Source organism: Streptomyces sp. RLA131 (genome assembly GCF_056270125.1).
Genome location: NZ_JBWDOQ010000002.1, coordinates 1028904 through 1050090, shown reverse-complemented (window position 1 = coordinate 1050090; position 21187 = coordinate 1028904). Strand labels below are relative to the sequence as shown.

19 protein-coding genes and 3 pseudogenes are annotated in these 21187 nt (G+C 69.4%); 6 read left to right on the top strand and 16 right to left on the bottom strand.

Features of this window, described 5'->3' with window-relative positions; all coding sequences use genetic code 11:
* Positions 1-99: 99 nt before the first annotated feature.
* Entirely contained in the window at positions 100-726 is a 627-nt protein-coding gene (locus RWE79_RS05650) for a winged helix-turn-helix transcriptional regulator (RefSeq protein WP_475938902.1), read from the top strand.
* A gap of 203 nt (positions 727-929) precedes the next feature.
* Here the strand turns inward: RWE79_RS05650 and RWE79_RS05645 are convergent, their stop codons facing one another.
* Positions 930-2744: a HAMP domain-containing sensor histidine kinase gene (locus RWE79_RS05645; protein WP_475938901.1), complete on the bottom strand. Its 1815-nt coding sequence runs from the start codon at positions 2742-2744 to the stop codon at positions 930-932.
* Complete coding sequence (locus RWE79_RS05640; protein ID WP_475938900.1) at positions 2734-3456, bottom strand: response regulator transcription factor; 723 nt, start codon at positions 3454-3456, stop codon at positions 2734-2736. The genes RWE79_RS05645 and RWE79_RS05640 overlap by 11 nt, the downstream gene beginning before the upstream one ends.
* A gap of 90 nt (positions 3457-3546) precedes the next feature.
* Here RWE79_RS05640 and RWE79_RS05635 point away from each other — a divergent pair, with 90 nt between their 5' ends.
* The 5 genes and pseudogenes from RWE79_RS05635 to RWE79_RS05615 all read left to right on the top strand — a co-directional run.
* Complete coding sequence (locus RWE79_RS05635) at positions 3547-4179, top strand: hypothetical protein (protein WP_475938899.1); 633 nt, start codon at positions 3547-3549, stop codon at positions 4177-4179.
* A gap of 178 nt (positions 4180-4357) precedes the next feature.
* Positions 4358-5464, top strand: a complete 1107-nt coding sequence (locus tag RWE79_RS05630) for an efflux RND transporter periplasmic adaptor subunit (RefSeq protein WP_475938898.1) — start codon at positions 4358-4360, stop codon at positions 5462-5464.
* Positions 5461-6207, top strand: a complete 747-nt coding sequence (locus RWE79_RS05625; protein WP_475938897.1) for an ABC transporter ATP-binding protein — start codon at positions 5461-5463, stop codon at positions 6205-6207. The genes RWE79_RS05630 and RWE79_RS05625 overlap by 4 nt, the downstream gene beginning before the upstream one ends.
* Positions 6204-7454, top strand: a complete 1251-nt coding sequence (locus RWE79_RS05620) for an ABC transporter permease (protein ID WP_475938896.1) — start codon at positions 6204-6206, stop codon at positions 7452-7454. The genes RWE79_RS05625 and RWE79_RS05620 overlap by 4 nt, the downstream gene beginning before the upstream one ends.
* Before the next feature lie 72 nt (positions 7455-7526).
* A pseudogene (locus RWE79_RS05615) lies at positions 7527-7658 on the top strand (SDR family NAD(P)-dependent oxidoreductase); the annotation flags it as partial.
* Between the two features lie 57 nt (positions 7659-7715).
* Here the strand turns inward: RWE79_RS05615 and RWE79_RS05610 are convergent.
* The 14 genes and pseudogenes from RWE79_RS05610 to RWE79_RS05545 all read right to left on the bottom strand — a co-directional run.
* A pseudogene (locus RWE79_RS05610) lies at positions 7716-7772 on the bottom strand (hypothetical protein); the annotation flags it as partial.
* A gap of 1039 nt (positions 7773-8811) precedes the next feature.
* Complete coding sequence (locus RWE79_RS05605; RefSeq protein ID WP_475938895.1) at positions 8812-9789, bottom strand: GNAT family N-acetyltransferase; 978 nt, start codon at positions 9787-9789, stop codon at positions 8812-8814.
* The gene (locus tag RWE79_RS05600; protein WP_475938894.1) at positions 9786-10730 is read right to left on the bottom strand and encodes a phosphotransferase family protein; all 945 of its coding nucleotides are present in this window, start codon (positions 10728-10730) and stop codon (positions 9786-9788) included. The genes RWE79_RS05605 and RWE79_RS05600 overlap by 4 nt, the downstream gene beginning before the upstream one ends.
* Positions 10727-11470 (bottom strand): HAD family hydrolase, encoded by a 744-nt coding sequence (locus RWE79_RS05595; RefSeq protein WP_475938893.1) that lies wholly within the window; start codon positions 11468-11470, stop codon positions 10727-10729. The genes RWE79_RS05600 and RWE79_RS05595 overlap by 4 nt, the downstream gene beginning before the upstream one ends.
* A complete protein-coding gene (locus RWE79_RS05590; protein ID WP_475938892.1) occupies positions 11467-12570 on the bottom strand; it encodes an SAM-dependent methyltransferase in 1104 nt (367 codons plus the stop codon). The genes RWE79_RS05595 and RWE79_RS05590 overlap by 4 nt, the downstream gene beginning before the upstream one ends.
* Positions 12571-12676: 106 nt before the next feature.
* A complete protein-coding gene (locus RWE79_RS05585; protein ID WP_475938891.1) occupies positions 12677-13555 on the bottom strand; it encodes a hypothetical protein in 879 nt (292 codons plus the stop codon).
* A 299-nt stretch (positions 13556-13854) separates the two neighbouring features.
* A complete protein-coding gene (locus RWE79_RS05580) occupies positions 13855-15075 on the bottom strand; it encodes an MFS transporter (protein ID WP_475938890.1) in 1221 nt (406 codons plus the stop codon).
* 284 nt (positions 15076-15359) lie between these two features.
* Complete coding sequence (locus RWE79_RS05575; RefSeq protein WP_475938889.1) at positions 15360-16130, bottom strand: hypothetical protein; 771 nt, start codon at positions 16128-16130, stop codon at positions 15360-15362.
* A 122-nt stretch (positions 16131-16252) separates the two neighbouring features.
* A complete protein-coding gene (locus RWE79_RS05570; protein WP_475938888.1) occupies positions 16253-16693 on the bottom strand; it encodes a thiopeptide-type bacteriocin biosynthesis protein in 441 nt (146 codons plus the stop codon).
* 20 nt (positions 16694-16713) lie between these two features.
* Positions 16714-17733 (bottom strand): lanthionine synthetase C family protein, encoded by a 1020-nt coding sequence (locus tag RWE79_RS05565; protein ID WP_475938887.1) that lies wholly within the window; start codon positions 17731-17733, stop codon positions 16714-16716.
* Entirely contained in the window at positions 17730-18911 is a 1182-nt protein-coding gene (locus tag RWE79_RS05560; protein WP_475945616.1) for a thiopeptide-type bacteriocin biosynthesis protein, read from the bottom strand. Before RWE79_RS05560 ends, RWE79_RS05565 begins: the two co-directional genes overlap by 4 nt.
* A 22-nt stretch (positions 18912-18933) precedes the next feature.
* Positions 18934-19947, bottom strand: a complete 1014-nt coding sequence (gap, locus tag RWE79_RS05555; protein ID WP_475938886.1) for a type I glyceraldehyde-3-phosphate dehydrogenase — start codon at positions 19945-19947, stop codon at positions 18934-18936.
* 55 nt (positions 19948-20002) lie between these two features.
* Positions 20003-20275, bottom strand: a pseudogene (locus tag RWE79_RS05550) (phosphoketolase family protein); the annotation flags it as partial.
* Between the two features lie 9 nt (positions 20276-20284).
* Complete coding sequence (locus RWE79_RS05545; protein ID WP_475938885.1) at positions 20285-21184, bottom strand: universal stress protein; 900 nt, start codon at positions 21182-21184, stop codon at positions 20285-20287.
* Positions 21185-21187 lie beyond the last annotated feature (3 nt).

The following is a 21187-nucleotide window of genomic DNA, read 5'->3' as shown; positions in this document are numbered from 1 at the left end:
CGGCGTCGAGGGTGTGCGCCTTGCCCCAGTGACTCAACGCCATCAGGGCGGGTCGCGGGTTCCAGCCCTGTGCTCGGGTCGGTCCGGCGGATCGGTCCGATGACGGACCCGCGGGAGGCCTTGACGTTTCTCGTATCCGGCCAGGCCGAGTGGCCGATCGCGGCACCAATGGCTGAGTATTTAAAAGTAAACTCAAACTCGGTTAGAATTGCTCGCATGGATGCGTGGACCGAAGTTCTTCAAGACACCGGCATGGACCACCGACTCGACCGGGACACGTCCAACTGCTCGATCGCGCGGACTCTTGAGATCGTGGGCGAGAAGTGGACGATCCTGATCCTGCGCGAGGTCTGGTACGGCTCGTCCCGGTTCGGTGACTTCGAACGCGTCCTCGGCTGTCCTCGCAACCTCCTCGCCGCGCGGCTGCGGATGCTGGTGGAGGAAGGGATCCTGGCGACAGAGACGTACAAGGAGCCCGGTTCGCGGAGTCGGCCGAAGTATGTGATCACCTCTAAGGGCATGGATCTGGTGCCGGCCGTGATGGGGCTGCTGCAGTGGGGTGACCGTTACCGCGCCGACCCCGAAGGGCCGGCGGTACTGGCGCGACACCGCGAGTGCGGCGCGCACGTCGACGTCCGGATTCGCTGCGAACGGGGCCACCCGGTGCAAGCGAAGGACATCGAGAGCGTCCCCGGCCCAGCCTTTCGTATGAGGCCGCCCGAGTGAGCTGAGGAGTCGTCCGTCAGCTTTACGTAATCCGGCCGGTCTGCCTGCTGCTGGGATATCTGCTCACGCCCCTGCTGCAAGGGCCACTCGTTGCGGCGCTGTACTCCTTGGGCCTGCTCATCGACCGCAAGAGCACGCGCGTCTACGCCGTCCTGTACCAGGCCTTTATTCGGCGCCGCAGACGGTGTCGGCCTCGGCGGACATCAGGGCGGCGAGCCCGGGTGATCGCGGCTCGGCGCGGGGAGCCGGAGGGTGAAGGCCGCTCCGGCGCCGGGGGTGCTGCGGGCCTCGGCCGTGCCGTGGTGGGCTTGTGCGAGTTGGCGGACGATGGCGAGCCCGAGGCCGGTGCCGCCGGTTCGGCGGCTGCGGGATTTCTCGGCCCGCCAGAAGCGGTCGAAGACGTTGGGGAGGTCCTCGGAGGAGATGCCCGTGCCTGTGTCGGAGACTTCGATCACTACCTCGTCTGCGGTCTGAGAGGCAGTGAGAGTGACCGTTCCCCCTGGCGGGGTGTGCCGTATTGCGTTGGACACCAGGTTCGTGACGGCCTGCCGCAGCCGTACGGGGTCCGCTTCGAGCACCGGATCCCTGACTGCGCGCACGCCCAGGCGGACGCCCGAGGCGTCCGCCGGGGCGCGGTGCGAGGACGCGACCTGGCCGAGGAGGTCACGGACATAGACAGGCTCGGGGTGTAGCCGCAGGGTCCCGGCGTCGGCCGCGGCGAGGTCCCTCAGGTCGTCGATGATGTGCTGGAGCTGACGCGCCTCCTCCAGCAGGGAGGAGGTCAGGGCGCGGTCGGGTTCGGCGATGCCGTCCTGGACGGCCTCCAGCCAGACGCGGATGGTGCTGAGCGGGGTGCGCAGTTCGTGGGCGATGTCGCTGACCATCGACTTGCGCTGTTCCTCGATGCGTTCGCGGCGTTCGGTCAGGTCGTTGAAGGCCGCGGTGAGGTGGCCGATCTCGTCGCGTGTGGTGACGGGGACGCGTATGTGGGTGCCCGCGGTGCGCTGAGCGGCGGCTGTCAGTGCCCGCAGCGGCCTGACCAAGCGGCGGCCGACCAGCACGGTGACCGCCACGGTGAGCGCGAGTACGAGGCCCGCGACCCCGGCGATACGAGCGGTGCCGGCCGGCGACACGGCGAAGGCGGTGCCTGGGCCCGCGGTCGAGGGATTGTCGACGAACAGCAGGGCCGCAGGGGCGACGTACGGGGCAAGCTGCTCTTGCCGGGCGGCGTCGACGCACGATTGCGCGGACGCTGATCCGGACAGGACGACGAAGTCCGGACCGATGAGGGCGTGGCCCTGGCCGTGGCGGGTGAGGCAGTCCGCCGCCAGTGCGCGCAACTTCTGCAGGGCATTGTGCTCGGTTGGGGTGGGCTGGTCGAGCCGGCGGATCGAGCATCCCTGGGATGCCTTCTCGACGAGCATGGCGGATCCGCTGATGGCGAGGTAGGGGTGGCCGTCGGGCCGCTCGGCGATGTGCGCGGTGAATCTGTTTACGTCCAGGCAGTACAAGCTCTTGTCCGCCTGGTGGTCCAGGACGCGGCGTTCGCCGACGGTCAGCCGGTAGGGGCCGACAGCTCGCGGGTCGATGCGGGCGGTGCTTGTGGCGGTACTCGTGCCAGTGCCCGCTGTCGCGGTGGTGGCCGGCGACGTGTCGACGTGGAGCGGGTCGATCACGGCCGACTCCCGGCGGGGTAGCGCGGCGGCCGGACCTGAACGGGCGAGAGTGGTGGAGCGGTCCTGGGTCGTCAGGGTGATCCTGCGGCCGGTGCGCTTGCCCAGGTCCCGCACGGTCTGCTCGACGCCGTTCCAGCCGCGGTGCGTGGCGGCGTATCCGACGAGGGTGTTGTAGATGTCGGTGTCGTCGGAGAGGACTTGCCCCTGTTCGTGGCGGAGGGCCGTTGCGGTGGTGCGCGAGGCGAGCCAGGCGGTGGCCGCGACCGAGCAGACGGCGATCACGACGGACGCGACCAGGAGTTTCATCAGCAGGCTGCGATGCAGCGAGACGTCAGCGCGCATCGTCTGGACCGCCCGCTTCGCCGGAGCCGTCGGTGAGTTTGTAGCCGACGCCGAACACGGTCACCAGGCGGTGGGGACGCCGCGGGTCGGGTTCGATCTTCTTGCGAAGGTTCATCACATGGACATCCACCGATCTCTCCGTGATGTAGCGGTCGAATCCATGGGTGTAGATGAGCAGCTGGGCGCGGGTGAAGACCCGGTCCGGACGCTCTGCCATCGCCGCGAGCATGGCGAACTCTCCTGGCGTGCACTCGACCGCCCGCCCGTCGGCCCGTACAGTGCGCCGCTCGGTGTCCACGACGACAGCGCCGACGCTGAGGACGCTCTCGCGCTCGTCGGCGGAGCGCCGGCTTCTGCGGAGCAGCGTACGGATCCGGGCCATCAGCTCGCGGGGGCTGTAGGGCTTGGTCATGTAGTCGTCGGCGCCCAGGTCCAGACCGAGCAGCAGATCCTCCTCGCCGGAGCGGGCGGTCAGCATCAGTACGGCGAGGTCGGCGTTCTCCGCGCGCAGGACCCGGCACACGTCCAGGCCGTCCACGACGGGCATCATCACGTCGAGGACGAGCAGGTCGGGGCAGAGCCGCCTGGTCTCGTCGATGGCCGCGCGGCCGTCGTGGACGACGACCGCGGTGTGCCCTTCGTGCTCCAGATAGCGGCGGATCGCCTCGGCCTGCTTGGGGTCGTCCTCGGCGACCAGGAGATGAGCGCACATAGCCGAACTATAAGGGGCCACCAGAGCGCCGAACAGAAATCTGATGTTGGCCTGACAACTTCCTCATACAGTTTCGTGACCGTGTCCGCCATGACGAATTCCATTCAGCATGCGGTGAGCGACCGCCGGTGGGTAGCTCGGGCCACGATCGCCGGAGCGGCCGCGTGTGCCGCCGTGGCCCTGGCCGGCTGTGGTGGCTCGGGTGGCGGGGCGACAGCAGGGCACAACGATCAGGTCGCTTCGATCGGTACCCCGTCCGCGAGCGGCGAGAGCGGTGCGGCAACGCCCGCGGGCGGGTCGCCGGACGGCTCGGACACGGGCGTACAACTCCGCCTGGACATGACCGAACAGGAGAAGGACCACATCTCCCAGGCGTACACGCACTGCCTCAAGGACCAGGGTGTGCCCTCCGGGAACAAGGGGCACGCCGAGCTGTCCTTCCCGGAAGGCGGCCCGGACAAGTACCCGAAGGCGTACAAGGCCTGCGAGTCGAAGAAGCCCATCCAGCCGCCGGAGTTGGACCAGAGCAAGAACCCGGACTACATGGACGACTTCCGGGCCGAGATCGAGTGCCTCAACCACAAGGGACTTGCCGTCACCGCGCTGTCCGACGGCAGTGGCTACAACTACGACTACGACCACATGGGCACGATCAAGCCCGACACCCCCCAGAGCGAGAAGGCCGAGACGGACTGCGAACGAGAGGCGTTCAGTGCCAAGTGAGCACACCGATCTCGCCGATCCCGCTCCGCGCGCTGTCGCACGGCGCCCGATCGCCCTCGTAGCCGTCGCCGTGGCGGTCGTCACCGCAGTCACCGCAGTCACCGTGGGCGCGGTTGGATGGCGGGCGAACAGATCGCACCCGGCTCCGCCCGCCGCAGCGGCGCGGGTGGCGACGACAGTGGTGAAGCGGACCGACCTGTCCGACGACCGGACGCTCCCGGGAAGGCTCGGCTACGGCAGGACACGTGTGATCAAGGGCAGTGGGGACGGACTGGTCACCTGGCTGCCCGCCGGCGGCGCCGTCGTCTCCCGCGGACACCAGATCTACCGGGTCGACGACCGGCCGGTGCCCCTCTTCTACGGGGACACGCCGCTCTTCCGAACCCTGAAGGACATCGGCACGGTCGGCCGTGACGTCAAAGTCGTCGCGGGCAACCTCCGGGCGCTCGGATACGACATCGGGTCGCAGCCCGCCGTAGGTACCTACGTCGCACAGCGGACGCCGGAGCGCCCGGACGGCGGGGTGGACAGCAGCCTGCCGACCTCCTCGTCCTCGTCCTCGTCCTCGTCCGAGCCGTCGCTGTCCGATCCGACGGAGGAACCGACGGCGCCCCCGTCGGGGCCCGCCCCGGTCCGGGTCGAGCAGGGCGACGGCGTACTGACGTACTCCCTCGTCGCCGCTGTCAAGCGATGGCAGACCCATGCCGGGCTGCCCGGCACCGGGACGCTCGTCCCCGGCGCCGTGGTGGTGGTGTCCGGTGAGGTACGGATCGGCTCTGTCACGGCCGAGCCCGGGGATCCGGTCACGGAGCCGCTGCTGTCGGTCACCTCCACGGTCAAGCAGGTCACCGTCCCGGTCGACAGCTCCGACATCGGCTCGATCCGCCCGCGCGACAAGGTGACGGTGACGCTGCCCGACAACTCGACGGCGCACGGCACCGTGAAATCCATCGGCACCGTCGTTCAGAGCGACAGCTCGGGCGACGGCAGTTCGGGCGACGGCGGCGGAACGTCGCAGCAGACGGTGACGGTCACGCTCGACGACGCGTCATCCGTGCTGGGCCTCCAGTCCGCGCCCGTCCAGGTCTCGTTCACCTCCGAGACCCGCAAGGGCGTCCTCGTCGTGCCCGTGGACGCGCTGATCGCGCTCAGCGAGGGCGGCTACGCGGTGCAGCTTCCGGACGGACACCTGGCGGCGGTGAAGATCGGGATGTTCGCCAAAGGGCTGGTGGAGGTCAGCGGCTCCGGTGTCGGCGCGGGCCTGAAGGTGGTGACCGCGTCATGACCACTCAGGTCGCCGCGCACGCCGCGCCCTTCGTGCTCGGCGTGCGGGACGCCGTGATGGAGTACCCGGGAGGCGTCAGGGCCCTGGACGGGGTGTCGCTGGCCATCGTGCGGGGCGAGCTGCTGGCCATCGTGGGCCCGTCCGGGTCCGGCAAGTCCACCCTGCTCAACATCATGGGCACCCTGGACCGCCCGACCGCCGGCACCGTCGAGATCGACGGCCGGGACGTGACGTCGCTCTCCGACCGTGCGCTGTCCGTACTGCGCGGACGCCGACTGGGCTTTGTCTTCCAGCAGTTCCACCTCACCGACGGCCTGAGCGCCTGGGAGAACGTGGCCACCGGGCTGCTGTACGCCGGAGTGCCACGCCGGCAGCGCCGTCCGCTGGCATCCGCCGCGCTGGCCCGGGTGGGGCTCGCCCACCGCGTCACCCATCTGCCCCACCAGCTCTCCGGCGGTGAGAAGCAGCGCGTCGCCATCGCCCGCGCCCTGGTCAACCGGCCCGCCCTGGTGCTCGCCGACGAACCGACCGGCGCCCTGGACACCGCGAACGGCACAGCCGTCCTGGACCTGCTCACCGCACTGAACAAGGAGGGAACCACGATCGTGATCATCACGCACGACCGGGACCTCGCCGTCCGGCTGCCGCGCCAGGTGACGATCCGGGACGGCCGCGTCCTGTCCGACACCGCCGCCGGCGCCGCACTGATCGGTGCCCCCGGCGGAAGCGGGCAGCCGACATGACCAATGTCTCCGGTGTCTCCGCGCCTGTCACGACGAGCGCCTCCGAATCCACTCCTGCCCGGGTGCGGCTGGCCCCGCTCGACGTGCTGGGTCTGGGCCTGCTCGGCATCCGTACGAGAAAGCTGCGGGCTGCCCTGTCGGCGCTCGGCATCTCGATCGGGATCGCCACCCTGATCGTCGTGACCGGCATTCCCGCATCGAGTCAGAAGGCTCTGATGAACCAACTGTCGGCGCTGGGTACCAACATGCTCCAGGTCACGCCGCCCCCGAACCAGAAACCGCCCGTCCTGCTGCCCGAGAACGCCGCAGCCATGGTCGCCCGCATCGGGCCGGTCACCACGGCGAGCGCCGTCGCCAACACCCACGCCGCCGTCCACCGCTCCGACCTCGTGGACCCGGGCGACTACTCGGGCCTGTCCGTCCTTGCCGCCCGGTCGAACCTGCTGCCGGCGATCAACGGCAGTGTCCAGTCCGGCCGGTTTCTCAGTGCGTCGACCGAACGCTTCCCCACGGCGGTGCTGGGTTCGGTGGCGGCGAGCAGACTCGGCGTCCCCCGGCTGACCCCGGACGAACAGGTCCCGCAGATCTACGTCGGCAGTCGCTGGTTCAGCGTGATCGGCATCCTTACCAAGACGCCGCTCTCCCCGGACATCGACCGTTCGGTGCTGGTCGGGTGGGATGCCGCCCGCAGTCAGCTCAACTTCGACGGCCACCCCACGGTCATCTACGTCAAGGCGCACGAGGACGCCATCGAGTCCGTACGGGACGTGCTGCCGGCCACGCTGTACCCGCGACTGCCCGGCATGGTCCAGGTCAGCCGCCCCACCGACGCCCTGGCCGCCAAGCGGGACATGCAGAACACGTTCTCTTCACTCTTCCTCGGCCTGGCGGGGGTCGCCCTGTTCGTCGGCGGCGTCGGGGTGGCCAACACCATGGTCGTCTCCGTGCTCGAACGGCGCCGCGAAATCGGTCTGCGGCGGGCGCTGGGCGCCAGCCGCGGCCAGATCCGCGGCCAGTTCCTCACCGAGTCCGTTCTGCTCTCCGCCTTGGGCGGTCTGGCCGGCACCGTCATCGGGATCCTCGCCACCATCGGCTACGCCGCCTCGCAGGGATGGCCCGCCGTCGTGCCGCCGCTCGCCGTGGGCGGCGGCTTCGGCGGCGCCATCGGCATCGGGGTGCTGGCCGGCGTCTATCCCTCCGTCCGCGCGGCCCGGCTGATGCCGACCGAGGCCCTCGCAACGGCGTGACGTCCCCTTTCCCAGCAGGTGAACGGGTGTGCTCCCCACACCCGTTCACCTGCTGGGGACGGGCCCCTCGGCATGGAATTACTCAGTGGTCGACGCCGGAGCGAAGGCAAAGTAGCCCTGGTCACCGGCGGCAGCCGTGGCATCGGCGCGGCGGTGGCGCTGCGGCACGCGCGGGAAGGTGCCGATGTGGTGCTGACCTATGAGCGAGATCGCGGTCACGTCGTAGGTCGCGTACACGATCCGCCGGGCGTAGTCCGTGTCCGGCGGTTCCAGTACGGCGCCCGACACCGGCCGGCCGTTGATCGTGGCGTCGTACACCCCCAGTGCGGTCACATACAGCCGTGCGCTGTGCACCGGCTCGCAGACCGTGAACTCCTCGATCTGATCACTTTAAGAGCCCCTCGGCGCCCTGGCAACACAGACGCTGCGACGAACACCCTCGCGGCCTGGTAAACAATAATCCTGAAGGATTTGGAGAGTTAGAATGTCTACATATTTTCCCCCTTTGTCGAAAAGGGTATTCATCCTACTGTTCGTCACTATCTTATTTCTCGCCGGATGCACGCAATCTTTATACCACGCCATTATCTGCCGCAATCCCATAAGCCGCTCCATCAATAGTCGCGGTCCACGACTGGTCGCCACTCGCAACATTTGGACCTGACGGGCTCTTTCTCTTGATTATATGTCCTACCCAGCAGTAGTCAACGGTGTGGTCTACGTTGCCGCTTCTCGCGAGGGCGATCTGTATGCCTTGGATGCGGCGAGCGGGCATCGGAAATGGGTAACTCCTGCCGGCCACAGTGTCCCGGTGATAGCCAATGGCAGAGCCTATAATTTTGATTATGATTCGGACAGGGATAAGAGTAAGCTGTATGCCATCTCTCTATAGGCTGCAGAACTCGGCAAGATAGCGATATGCAGGCGGATGCCGTCCACGAGGAGCGACGGCGTCTGCGCCGACGCCGCAAAGCCCGGCCCCGCGCTGTCGAACTGGGGCGCTCACGCGGCGGGTTGACCAGCAAGGTGCGCCTGTCGGCGGACCGCCGCTGCCGCCCACTGTCCTTCGTGCGGCAGGACCCCGCCTGCTGAGGTCCGGTACCGGATGAGCGGTGGGAGATGCCCGGCAGGCAGCCATGAACCAGGCCACGCCCTAGGAACGGGACCGGATGCGCGATCGGCATGCCTACTGGCTTTCCAGTCATCCGTCGGGACTCTGACCGGCTCGGATCACCACCACGCTCAGAATGGTCTCCACAGCGAGTACCGGGGTGACGGGCTCCACGGGTTCCATCCCCGGGAGCGCCGCCGTGGCTGACCGCCTCCCGTCCGGGGTACTCGACACCTGCACCTGCACTCAGCTGCACACCGTGTCGGCCCGACGCGCAGCGCATACGACGGTCATCTCGAGGCTCGCGAGGAAACCGGCCTGGTACAGGGAGGTGTCCACGTCGTCACGCGTTGCGAGGACATGCAGCTTGAGGCCTTGGGGCCGGTCCGTCTCGGTGCCGTCCCACCGGGCGTAGTCCTCGTCGTAGGCGAGGAGCAGGGACGGGTGGGTGAGGGCGCGCAGGGAGACGAACCGGTCGGCCTCGTCAGTGCCCACGCCGGGGTCGACGGTCTGCGAGGGGAGCGGCGTGAAGCCGAGCCGCTTCTTGAACTGGTACAGACCCGGGGCGGTGACGTGTCCGTACAGGGAGGGGTCGTTCCCCAGGGACATGCGCGTGCAGCCCAGCTCGCGTCCCGCCCGGAAGGCTGCCATGTAGAGGGCGCGGGTCAGAGCGCCGCGCCGGCTGTCCGGTGCGGCGGCCATGTACCGGAGTTGGAACAGTGAGGCGTCCGGGCGAAGCCAGCCGACGCATCCGCCCACCATCCGGCTGCCGTCATAGGCGAAGACCCCGAGGTGGGAGTCTGCCTCGTCGAGGAAGGACCGCTGCTCGCCACGGGCCAGGTTGAGGCCGTTGCGCATGGTTGCGACCTGCTCCTCGTAGATACGCAGGAACTCCTCCAGCGGTTTCTCCTCCAAGGGGTGGTGGAATCGCGTCCGCAGTCCGGCCGAGGCAACGAAGTCCAACCCCCAGCGCACATTGCGTTGTTGTTTTTTCGTCAGGGCGCCCAGGTAGTCCGCCTCGGAATCCCGCAGTGGCGCGACCCAGTTGACCCAACTGGGCTTCACCACGAATCCGGCCTCGACGAGAAGCGCCTGGTCCTGCGGGCGTGGTCGGCAGACCCGCAGCAGATCGATGTCCAACCCGCCCCAGTCGCCGCCCCCATGCAAGGCTTCGTCCGTGCTGATCTCGGCGACGGTGAGTCCGTAACGGTCGACGATGTTCATCGGGGGTTCCTCTCTCCGCCGTGGTCCTGGAGTCGCGCGAGCAAGCGGTCCGCACGCGCGGTGAGGCGGTCCGCGCGCTCGGGGTCCGGGGCCACGCAATGGAACACCAGGGCGAGCATGAGGGCCGTGTCCAGGCGGTACAGCAGGGCCGCCGGTGACACGAGGTCCGGAAGTTCCGTCGCCTCCGCGTAGCCGGCTCGGATCGCCGTGGCATCGATCCCGTTGTCGGGGAGGAGCGCGTATTCGCTGACCCTGGCGAGCTCCATCAACGGCGGTCCGGTCAGGGCGTTCGACCAGTCGACCACAGCTGTGAGCCGACCTCGGCGGCTCAGCAGATTCTGGCGCCGGATGTCGAGGTGCAGCAACCTCAGTGGTGTCCGGGCCGCGTCCAGCGTGCACGCGGCCCAGTCAGGACCGGGAAGCGGTAGCAGGGCCGGGGCCAGTCGGCGCAGGTTCGTGTGCCGGTCGGCCAGCCGCTGGACGAAGAAGGCAGTGAAGTCACCCGGAGCCTGGTAGGCGAGTTTCAGCTGTGGCGGCGGTACGGCGTGGAGAGCGGCGAGGAACCGGCCCACCTCCCGACCGTCGAGCGGGGTGTCATCGTGCTCGACGAAGGCGGCGAGCGAGACGACCAGGCCGTCCGGCCCGCTGATCAGTTCCAGCGGTGCGGCCACAGGCAGACCGCGAGGTCCGAGGCACATGGCGATCTCGTGCTCCTGGCGGACCAGATCCGCGCTGTCCACGTCTCCGTATGGCGAAGCGTAAACGCGGTGCCTGGGAATACGCAGTGCCGACTCTCCGCCTTCGGCGTGGCGGACGCGGTAGATCACGAAGTCCACTCCGTCGCCTGCCGGTCCGCCGAGTGTGAGGCTGTGTTCGGCGGCCACATGCCGGGCGACCGCTGCAATGTCCACGACGGCCCCGCAGGACTGTTCGGTCGTCATCGGACGCTCTCCGTCGCGCCAGGCGCCGAGGGCTGCGAAGTCTCAAGGGGAAGACGGGCTGCCAGGTCCGGGAGCGTGGTGAGAGAGGTGACCCGCGGTCCCGTGAAGTCCGGGAAGCGGTTGTAGCGGTCGATGAGGAGGGGATGCATGCCCGCGCCTTCCGCTCCGTCGATGTCCACGACGCGAGAGTCGCCCACGAACACGCACTGCTCCGGCGGGCGTCCGAGCCGGTCGCAGGTGAGGGCGAAGATCTCAGGGCGGGGCTTCTCACAGCCGACTTCGCTGCTGATGACTACGGTGTCGAACCGTTCCGTCAGCTGGTGGGTGTCGAGGATCTCGCGCAGCCACCGGTCGAAGTTGGAGACCAGGGCGATTTGATGCCCTGCCGCGCGCAGCCGGTCGAGGCACAGCGGAACGTCGGGGTAATGGCGGTAGTTCGCGGGGTCGAGAGCGTACCGGGCGGCGCGGTGCGCGGCGGCGGGGGAGTCGGCTCCGCCCGCCCGGCGCAGTGCCTCGCGGAAGAAAACGGTCCACATGGTCAGCCGTGCGTCGGCGTCGGGCTCGTCGTCAGGCCAGTCGCCTTCCGATCCGATGGCCCACAGTGCCTGGCGCACCGCCTCGGCCGAGGGTGCGCCCTCGGAGCCGAGCCAGGCGGTGGAGAGCAGTTCGGGGAAGGCCGGGGTCAGTTCGATGAGGGTGTCGGCCGCGTCGAAGAGCACGGCGGGCAGCCGGGGGTTCATCGCAGTCCTCCGTCAGCGATCAGGAGAGTGGACAGTCCGCCGCGGTCGGCCGGGAACGCGCCCTGTAGACCGTGCGGTGATCCCTGTAAGAGGAGGGTCTCCTCCTCGCTGGAGAAGTGGTTGCTCATCAGCACCGCCGACTTCTCCCTGCCGCACAGGCCGATCGCCCGCTGTGCGAGTTCGACGTCACCCTTGTGCATCTCCACCAGGACACAGCTGATCCCTGCGGACAGGTAACTCGTGAGTTCTCCCAGGAACTGCTCCGGAGGGAGGTGGTGGCGGCCGTGCAGTGCCGAGAGGTATGCGAAGGAGCGGGCGAACGGGTCCTCCCGGAAGTGCCGTGCTGTCCGAGAGGCGGCGAGGAGCCCGATGGGGACGCCGGGAGTGACGCGGACCTCCCGGCTGGTCAGCGGCAGTCCGTCGAGGACGTCGTAGGTGTCAGGGTTCCCCTCGACGAGTAGTCCCACCTGATCCCGGCCGGCCGCGCTCAGACGGCACAGGGCTTCATCCACCTGGTCGATGTTCCGGTCGAAGTCGCCGTAGCGGTACTGGAGGATGTGCGCGATGAAGCGTTCGTGTCCCGGTATCCGGGTGAACGTGTTGCTGTGCGTCCAGTCGGTCATGACGACGTCCGGAACCGATTCCAGGGAACGCAGGGCCTGCGGGCCCGCGCCGAGCGTCCACGGGCCGACCCCCACCGCGTGGACGACCTGGAGACACGGAGACTGTGCGGCCTTCTTCCGGGCGACGTCGCGGTAGCGCAGACATCGTTCCAGACGTCGTTCGATCGCGGCGGCCCGGCGGGACCGGAACAGCGTTGGCACGGCGAACGCGACGGGCTGTGCGGCGCCGTCGGCGGCTGGGAGAAACTCTGACTCGGTTGCCGAGGCCGCGAATTCGGCCAGGCCACAGGTGTCTTCCAAAAAGGCGACGGGTCGCCCCCAGCCCAGCGCACCGAGGGCGATCGTCATGTGCTCCTTGAACCCACCCGGCTGGATGGCCACGAACCCGCTGGAGACAGGTGAGACGGGGTGCCGCTCCCCGGCGACGTCCAGGGAGATTAGGTGCCGCACGTCTGCGGCGGCGCGGAATATGCTCATGCCGACGAGGGAGGGCCGGATATCGGACGCGATCATGGTCATCTCTTTCTTCGGAAGGCAGGCAGGGCGGGGCCCGGGAACCGGATGGTGCCGGGCGATCCGCCGGTCAGGAGGCCGGTTTGGCGAGAGCGGCCGAGATCTGCTGTTCCTCCAGCTTCGACCGGATCCTCCCGGCCGCGGTGAGGGCTTCGTGCAGGAGCGGGTCGGCGGCACGGAAGTAGGTGACGAGCCGGGTGAGCCGGCAACCGCGCGCCGTCTTGGCCTCGTAGGTGGACTCCCCGTAGTGGATGCGGAATCCACCGCCGCGCGCCGCATGGCCGATGAGCTCGTAGTACGCGAGGTTGAAGTAGCAGCCCCGGTCCTCATGGTTGAAGGCGCCCAGGCGCGGCACGATCCGGCGGTGCGGAACGTCCTCGTAGAAGGCGACGAAGCCCAGCAGTCCGGCGAGGCCGTAGGCACGCAGAATCTTGAGACCGGGGATGGTGGCGGCGCGCGCGAACCGGTCCCGTACGGCGGCGGCATCGGCGTGGTGGCCGTATCGCCGGTACCGGTCGAGCTGGAGTTCCACGAGGTCGGGGGTGAGACCGTCCGCTCCCAGCACCTCCACGCGCGGCTGTTGGGCGAGGAACCGGTTGCGCTCCTTGCGAAGCACCTTGCGCCGGTTGGAGCGAAAGCCGTCGAAGTAGGCGTCGAGCTCGGTGCCGGGGACGTCGAGCACGGCGTCCGCGCCCGTTGTCACGGGCGCGTACCCGCGATCGAGCAGCACCCGGTGCAGTTGCGCCGATCCGGGCTCGTCACGGACGTTGCCGATCTGGACCACCGGCAGCGATCGTTCGGCGGCGAGATCCTCGGCACCCTGCACGAGTTCGGCCAGGGCCCGCGCCGAGCCGGTCCCGCCGGTGATGCCGGGCCGGGTCGAACCGGGGGTGACCACGGCCAGTGTGCCGGTGTCCGCGACGGGCACCTGGGCCGCGAGGGCGGTCACCAGGCCCCGCGTCCGCTCGCCTTGCCCGGGGCCGGGAATCCGGCGGATGAGAGAGTCGACGGCGGAACCGAAGAGAACGGACCAAGTGGCATAGGTCGTGTGGGTGGAGCCGGGTGGGACGACGTAACAGGTCGCGAATTCTCCACGCCGCCCCGCGAGGCCGAGTATGTACTGCTCTGCGCTGATCCTCCCTTCTTCCGCCCGAAGCCATGGAAGGGTGCGCTCCAATTCCGGAAGCTCCGTTCCGGCCACCCGGGTTCTGGCCCACCCATCCACACAGGAATATCTCGTCACAGACATCAGAATTCTTCCTGAAGCTCTCTGTCAGTGGTTTCGTGCCGCCGCTCGACCCGGCGTTGAGGGCCGAACTCCCGGAGTTCGCGGTCCGTGGCCAACGCCCCGACGGAAATCGCAGTCCACGCCACCGCGGTCCACAGCAGGGGCTCAGGACCGACAGCGCTTGCCAGCAGCGGCGCCAGCACGTATCCGAGGGGCAGGAAGGCAAAGGAGCCGATCGAGGAGATCGCCCCGACGCGGGAGAGGTGCCTTGCGGAGACGGACTGCTGGACGGCGGTGCTGACAAGTACTCCGTACGCGGCGATACCGACGCCCGCGAAGAACTGGGCGACGCACAGCGCCACGATCCCGGCTCCACCGGCCAGCAGCAGCGGGGGCAGCCCCATCGCCAGCAGCCCGACCGCGGCGATCAGGATGGGGCGGCGCGGCCGGATCCGTCCGCTGACGAGACTCCCGAGCAACTCGCCGACAGCGAAGGACATCAACAACACAGCCCACCCGTTCGCGGCGATGTCCTCGACGATGCCTGGGCCGAGCACCATGAACGGGGCGGCGACGAAGAGCAGAATGAGACTGTCGATCACCGTCATACGCAGCAGCCACGGCAGGCTGCGCAGAGCACGCCAGCCGTCAAGCAGAGCGGCTGTGCCGCCCTCGGGCTTCGCGCTGGGCCCACCTCGCTCCATGCCCACCAGCAGTAAGGCGCTGACGAGGAAGGACGCTCCGTCAGCCGCGAGCGCGACGGCAGGAGGCCCGATGGTCACGGCCACCGCGGTGACGGTCGGTCCCACAAGCGAGGCCATTCCCGTCCACGCTCCCAGCAGTGCGTTCGCCGCACCGATGTCCATCGACTCGACGCAGTGCGGGAGGTAGCCGAACGTCGCGGGGTAGCCGACAGCCATGGACAGGCCGAAGACCGCCTGGCAGCCGAGTGCCCACCACAAGGATCCGCCGTCGATGAAGGTGACGGCCGTGCCGAGCTGGGCGAGGCCGCAGACGACCGAGGAAGCGATCATCAACGGCAGCTTGGACAACCGGTCCGCAGCCACGCCGCCGAGCGCCAGGAAGAGGACCTTCGGCAGGATCGCCGCGGCCATCATGCCGCCCAGCCAGACGGCGGAACCGCCCCGGTCCACCAGGCTCAGAGCCAGCGCGGTGGGCACCACCGCGTCACCCATGAGCGAGATGGCCCTGCTGAGGAAGAACTTCCTGAAAGTCGGCACCTTCAGTAGGGGCAGAAGTCTTCGATCATCACTGCCCTGCGTTTTCACCGACACCCCGCCCCCGCCGGCCACGGTTGTAACCGGCCCGGCCCGGCCCTCCCCAGGCGAGGACCGGACCCGCCAAGGCGGCGAAACGCCCAGCGGTCTTCGATTCCCATCTCTTCAACTCTTCCCCCCAAACGCGCGTACGTGCCGTACGTGTCGTACGCGTACAGCTCACCGATGCCGCAGAGCCGTCCCGAAAGCGTGACCGGCCGGGAGCCGCACGTCACGCTCTGTTCCACTCAGCGGACCGAGCCCTCGGTGATCGCCGGGGGCGTGTCCTGAAACGCCTGGCTGAGCCGGCCACCGTGCTTGCCACCCTGCAGGTGCCCCTGCCGACCGCCCCCACCTCCCGGCGAAAGAATCGCGGGTCCTGAACGGACGGAGCCCTTCTCAACCAGTTGGGCGCCCAGGGTGTGCCGGAACCGGTACGTGTGGCTGGCTGCTTTGCCTTCGGCGTTGAGGATCGACAGGTCGGCGCAGATGTCCCGGAGTGGTTTGGCGAACAGGTGGTCGGGGTGGGCCAGGGTGCCATTGCACAGGAACAGATAGCGCACCGGCTCACCCAGGTTGGGATCGACCAGGCCGCGGTCGGGCTGGTTCTGCAACCCGAAGCGCCGAAGTCTGCCCCGGGCGCTGGACACCATTACGGCCCGGCTGGCCGGGCAGGACACCCGGGACACGTTCGCCACCGTGCTGATCGAGCAGTTGTGTGCGATGACGGGCCAGGAACTGCCCACCACGACGCTGGGTGAGGCGACCCGGGAGACGGTCCTGCTGGACCTGCTCGGCCAGGCCGCCGCCACCAGCCAGGCCGCGGGCGGGCGGCTGGCGCTGCTCGTCGACGGTCTGGACGAGGACCGCAGCAACACCCTCGACCACAATGCGCCCAGCATCGCCGGACTGCTGCCCACGGCCCCGCCGGCCGGGATACGGGTCATCATCACCGGCCGGCCGAACCCGCCGATCCCCGACGACGTCCCCGACTGGCACCCGATCCGCGACCCCGGCATCATCCGGCTCCTGGCAGCCTCCTCCCATGCCGGGAACCTGCAACGCCTCGGCCAGACCGAACTCAAACGCCTCCTCAGGCAGCGCGCGATGCGCGCCGACGCGCGCCCAGACGTCCCCCGGCTCATACCAGTCCAGTGCAGCGGAGCGCATCATAAGGCTGCACAGCATCAGGGACGTCTCGCGTCGGTGTCTGCCGGCGTCGCTCCGGAGAAAGTCGATGGCTACGGCTGTCGCGGTGGAAGAGGCGGTGCGCGGATGCCATGGCTCCGGCGCCGCCAAAGGCGTGTACCTCGGGTTCGTAGATGATCTCCGTCCACCCTTTGATGTACCCCTCGACGATCAGCGCGTCGAGGCCCTGGCGAATGCGGTCTTGCCCGTCAGCGGCGGCCGGCAGGTAGCGCACGCGCCAGCAGGGGTGCTTGCGGACGATGAACCACGCTGTGAGGGCGCCTTCATCCTCTGCTGCGCGTAGGAGCGGGACGAGTTGGGCCAGGGCGATGATCTCGGCGCGTTCCCAGTCCGGGAACGCGACGTTGGCCTGGCACCAGGAGGGTGAGTTCATGAGGCTGGTCTCCGGAGTTTTCATGCCAGGGCGAGGAAGGTGTCCCAGTGCGGTGCGGGTGCGCTGCCCGTGCCGAGGGTGTGCAAGGCGAGGGCCGCTCCGGCGGCTCCGTCGAGGAGCTCCGGGTCTCGGAGAGCGAGGCCGGCCAACTGCTGGGCGCGGGCGGTGCCGCTGACTCCGTAGCACCAGGAGGGGCGGGGGCGAAGGCCGGAATGAACGTGGTTGTCGGTCGCCTGCTGTATCGAGATATGGCCCGGCCACCAAGGGGCGGTTTCGTTGCCTTGGCGCCATTGGTCGGTCCAGACGCAGATCCGCTTGATCGCGTCGACCGTGCCGGGCACGGTCAGGTCGCGCAGCAGGGCCAGGGACAGTACGGACAGGGCAGAGCCGATGCCGTGGGAGAGTCCGAAGTTCCCGTGCCCGCTGGGGTGGTCGGAGTGGGGCGCACCGGTGGGTGCGACGTTCATCCACCACGGCGGCAGTCCGGCCGGATCGGGCAGGGGTTCCGTCAGGCGCACCAGGTAGGCCAGGGTGTCCCGGGTGATCTCGTGGTGGGGATGGTGGCTCAGGTGGTAGGCGGCCAGTCCGGACAAGCCCTGGATCAGGTCGAACTCTTCCATGGGGGGCCGCTCGCCGCGGGCGATGCGCTGGTGGGCCTCGGCCAGGCGGTTCCGGGTTACGGCGAAAGTCGCCGTGTCCAGACGTTTCAGGACGTGCTGGTACCGGCTCGATGCGCTGGCTGCGCGGTGTGTGATGAACGCGAGGGCGGGAGCGCCGAAGTACAGGTTCGCGTTGGCCGCTGCGCTGACCTCGCCGTGCAGGGCCGTGGCCAGCCAGGTGTGTGCGGTGTCCCAGTCGCCGCGGCCGGTCCGGGCGCGTTCGATGTGCAGCAGGGCGATGCCCGAGGCTCCTCCGGCGAGTGACTGCGACCAGGCCCGGCCGCCATTGGGTCGGTCGCCGGGCCACACGGTGTTCGGGTCGGCCAGTGCGTCCGCCAGTTGGTCGGCGCCCGACAGCGCGGCGCGGGCTGTCGTGGTCACTGTGTCCTCCTTGCTCGTGCCGTCCAGCTCAGGGCGGCGGCTCTGGCGAGGTGCAGGTGAGCGCGCTCCTGGGGCAGTCCCGGCCCGCTCATCCGGACGTGGTGCAGGTGCAGCAGGTCCGCCAGCGCCTCGGGCGGGCTCAACCTCCCGGTGTGCTCCAGCGCGGTGCGGTATGCGGCCAGCGCGGCGCGCCGCGCTGACCAGCTCTCGGCGACGCCTGCGTCGAGCTGGGTGTTGGCGGTGCGGCGCGCGGCGGGGTTGACCAGGGCGACGGCCTGGTCGTAGACGGCTCGTGGCGGCGCGGTCGCGTCCGTACGGGTGCGCTCGATCAGCCAGTGCATCGCCTCTGTGTCGCTCCCGATCAGGCCGACAGCGATGTCCACCAGGCTTGCCGCAGTCACGGCGCGCACGTCGGGACCGCCTTTCCTGGCCTGCGCCGTCAGTTGGGCCACGGCGACGGCCGAGTCGGAGGCGAAGAACTCCTCGGCCGCCTCCATTGCCACGGTGCCCCCGAAGCGCGCGGTCTCTGGGTAGTAGGTGTCCCAGCTCGCGTGGGTGATCAGGCCCGCGCGTTGAAGCTGCCGGGTCCACGCGCCGACCCGCTCGCCGGTGGCGCCGATCGGGTCGGCCGGAAGTGCCAGACGGACCCGCAGGTGCTCCTCGGGATCGCGGTAGCGAACGAACCACCAGTGCGGTTCTCCCACGTCATCGAGGAGGGACGGCAAATGCCGGGTCAGGAGAGGGTCTTGGCGGTCGGGGTGCCCGTAGAGCTTGAGGTAGAGCCGGCCGTCGCAGCCGGGCAGATGGCCGTGCTCGCGGCCGACGACATGGCCCGGCCACCTGACCGGGGCGACAGCCGGACCGGCGGCCATGGGTATGACGATCTCGTGAGCGCGCCCGCCGGCCCATCCCAGATCCCCTGGTGCCGGTGCGGTACGGAGTAGCGCCTTGCCGTCGCGTTCCAGGTGTGTGCGCAGCAGCGCCCGGTGTGATGGCACCAGGTCCAGGCTCACGCACTGGTCGCCCTCGCCCAGGTACACCCGCTGGGGCAGCAGGACGTCCCGGCACCATTCGGTCAGGGCCTGGTCCCACTGCGGCCACGATGCCGCCCCGCCGGGCATCTCGTCGCCGTCGAGTATCCAGCGGGCCGGGGAAAGGACCGTGCGGCCGTAGCGCAGTGCGGGAAGGAACGGCAGCGCGTCAGTCGTCCGCCACCAGCGCCGTGAGGTCGAGGAGCCGGTTGGTGTAGCCCCACTCGTTGTCGTACCAGCCGAAGACCTTGACGAGCGTGCCGTTGGCCTGGGTGAGGGCCGGGTCGAAGATGCAGGAGGCAGGGTCCCCGATGACGTCACGGGACACGATGGGCGCCTTCGACACCCGGAGGATGCCGTTGAGTGAGCCCTCGGCGGCCACGGTGAACGCCTCGTTGACCTCGTCCGCGGTCGCCTCACGGTTCAGGACCACGGCGAGGTCGGTGAGCGAGCCGTCCTCGACGGGGACACGGACGGCGATGCCGTCCAGCGCCCCTGCCAGCTCCGGCACCACGAGGCCGACCGCGCGGGCGGCTCCGGTGCTGGTCGGGATGATGCTCCTTGCGGCCGAGCGGGCGCGGCGCAGGTCCTTGTGCGGGCCGTCGAGCAGGGACTGGTCGTTGGTGTAGGCGTGGATGGTGGTCATCATGCCGCGCTCGACACCGAAGGCGTCGTGGAGCACCTTCATCATCGGTGCGACGCAGTTGGTGGTGCAGGAGGCGGCGGAGATGATCCGGTCGCGGTGGCGGTCGTACGTGTCGTCGTTGACGCCCAGGACGATGGTGGCGTCCACGCCCTTGCCCGGCGCCGACAGCAGCACGGTGTGGGCTCCGGCCTTGAGGTGCAGGGCCGCGGAGTCGCGGTCGCGGAACCGGCCGGTGGACTCGACGACGATGCCGGCACCGTAGTCGGACCAGCGCAGGGCCGCCGGGTCGCGTTCGGCGGTGACGGCGATGCGTCGTCCGTCGACGGTGATGGAGCTGTCGTCGTGCTGGACGTCGCGGCCGATGCGGCCGAACGTCGAGTCGTACTCCAGCAGATGGGCCAGGGTGGCGGGTGAGGCGATGTCGTTGATCGCGACCACCTCGACGTCCTGGGTGCCCGCCTCGGCGCGGTCGAGGGCCGCGCGCAGGTAGGTGCGGCCGATACGGCCGAAGCCGTTGATGCCGACGCGTACGGTCATGACGGTGAACTCCTCTTGGTGAGTGGTCGGTTCAGGCGTTCCAGGCCCAGTCCGCGACCTCGGGCGGATCGGTGCCGTGCTCCGTGCCGGGCCACTCCCACATCCCGGCACCGCGCGCGGTGGGCGCGGGCCCGGTCCATGGACAACCAGTCGGAGCAGGGCTGTTTGCCGGACACGATCACTCGACGTGGTCCCGGCTGCGCAGGACATGGTCGGCGACGGACAGGCGGGCGTCGGTGTCCGGCGGCAAGCGGGCGCGGACGACCTCAGGGCTCTTGTCGAGAACCTGGTCGATGAAGCCGGGGGCCTGGTGCGAGAAGCTGCCGTGCCCCGGCGCTCACCCCCGCTCGGGCACGATGACGACCGGGCAGGCGGAGTGGTGCAGTACTCCGTGGGTCACCCGGCCCAGCTGGAGCCCGTGGTGCCCGGGGCGGCGCTTGGCTCCGATGATCAGGAGGTCGGCGTCCCGTGAGGCGTCCACGAGCACGGTCCGGGTGTGGCCTTCGACCGTGCGGCGGTGTGACGCGACGTTGGCGGGGGCGTCCTGGAGCGCCGTATCCAGGGTCTCCACCGCCTGCTGCTCGTGCAGTCGGGCGGGTTCTCCGGTGAGCTGGGGGTCCCCCCGGACGAAGTCCGGGGGAGGATGGTCGGTGCTCTCGTGCGCGGGCCACCGCCAGGCCCGTACGGCGTCCAGCGGCACCCCGCGTCGCCGCGCCTCCTCGAAGGCGAAGCGCACCGCCGCCGAGCCCGCCGGTTTCTCTCCGACGCCCACGACGACGCGGCCGTGCGTTCCGGTCCGGGCCTGGGTGTCGTGGTTGCCGCGTATTACGATCATCGGGCACTGCGCGTGGCCGGCCACGGTCAGGCTCACGGAGCCCAGCAGCGCCTCGGCGAGGCCGCTGCGGCCACGGCTGCCTGTCACCAGCAGCGTGGCGCTGCGGCTCTTCCGTACCAGCGCGTACTCGGGTTCCTCGGGCAGCACGTCGGTGGAGACCTTCAGGTCGGGCTGACGCCGGCGAGCGCGCCCGGCGGCGGTCTCCACGATGTCCTCGGCCAGCACCTGCTCGGACGGCTTGCCGACGTCCTCGGCGAGCGAGGTGCCCTCGTACCGCTCCCACAGCGACGCGTACACCACCCGCAGCGGCAGCCCGCGCAGTACGGCCTCGTCGGCCGCCCAGTCGACGGCCCGCAGGCTCGGCTCGGATCCGTCGACTCCGACGACGATCGGGAGGTCCATCGT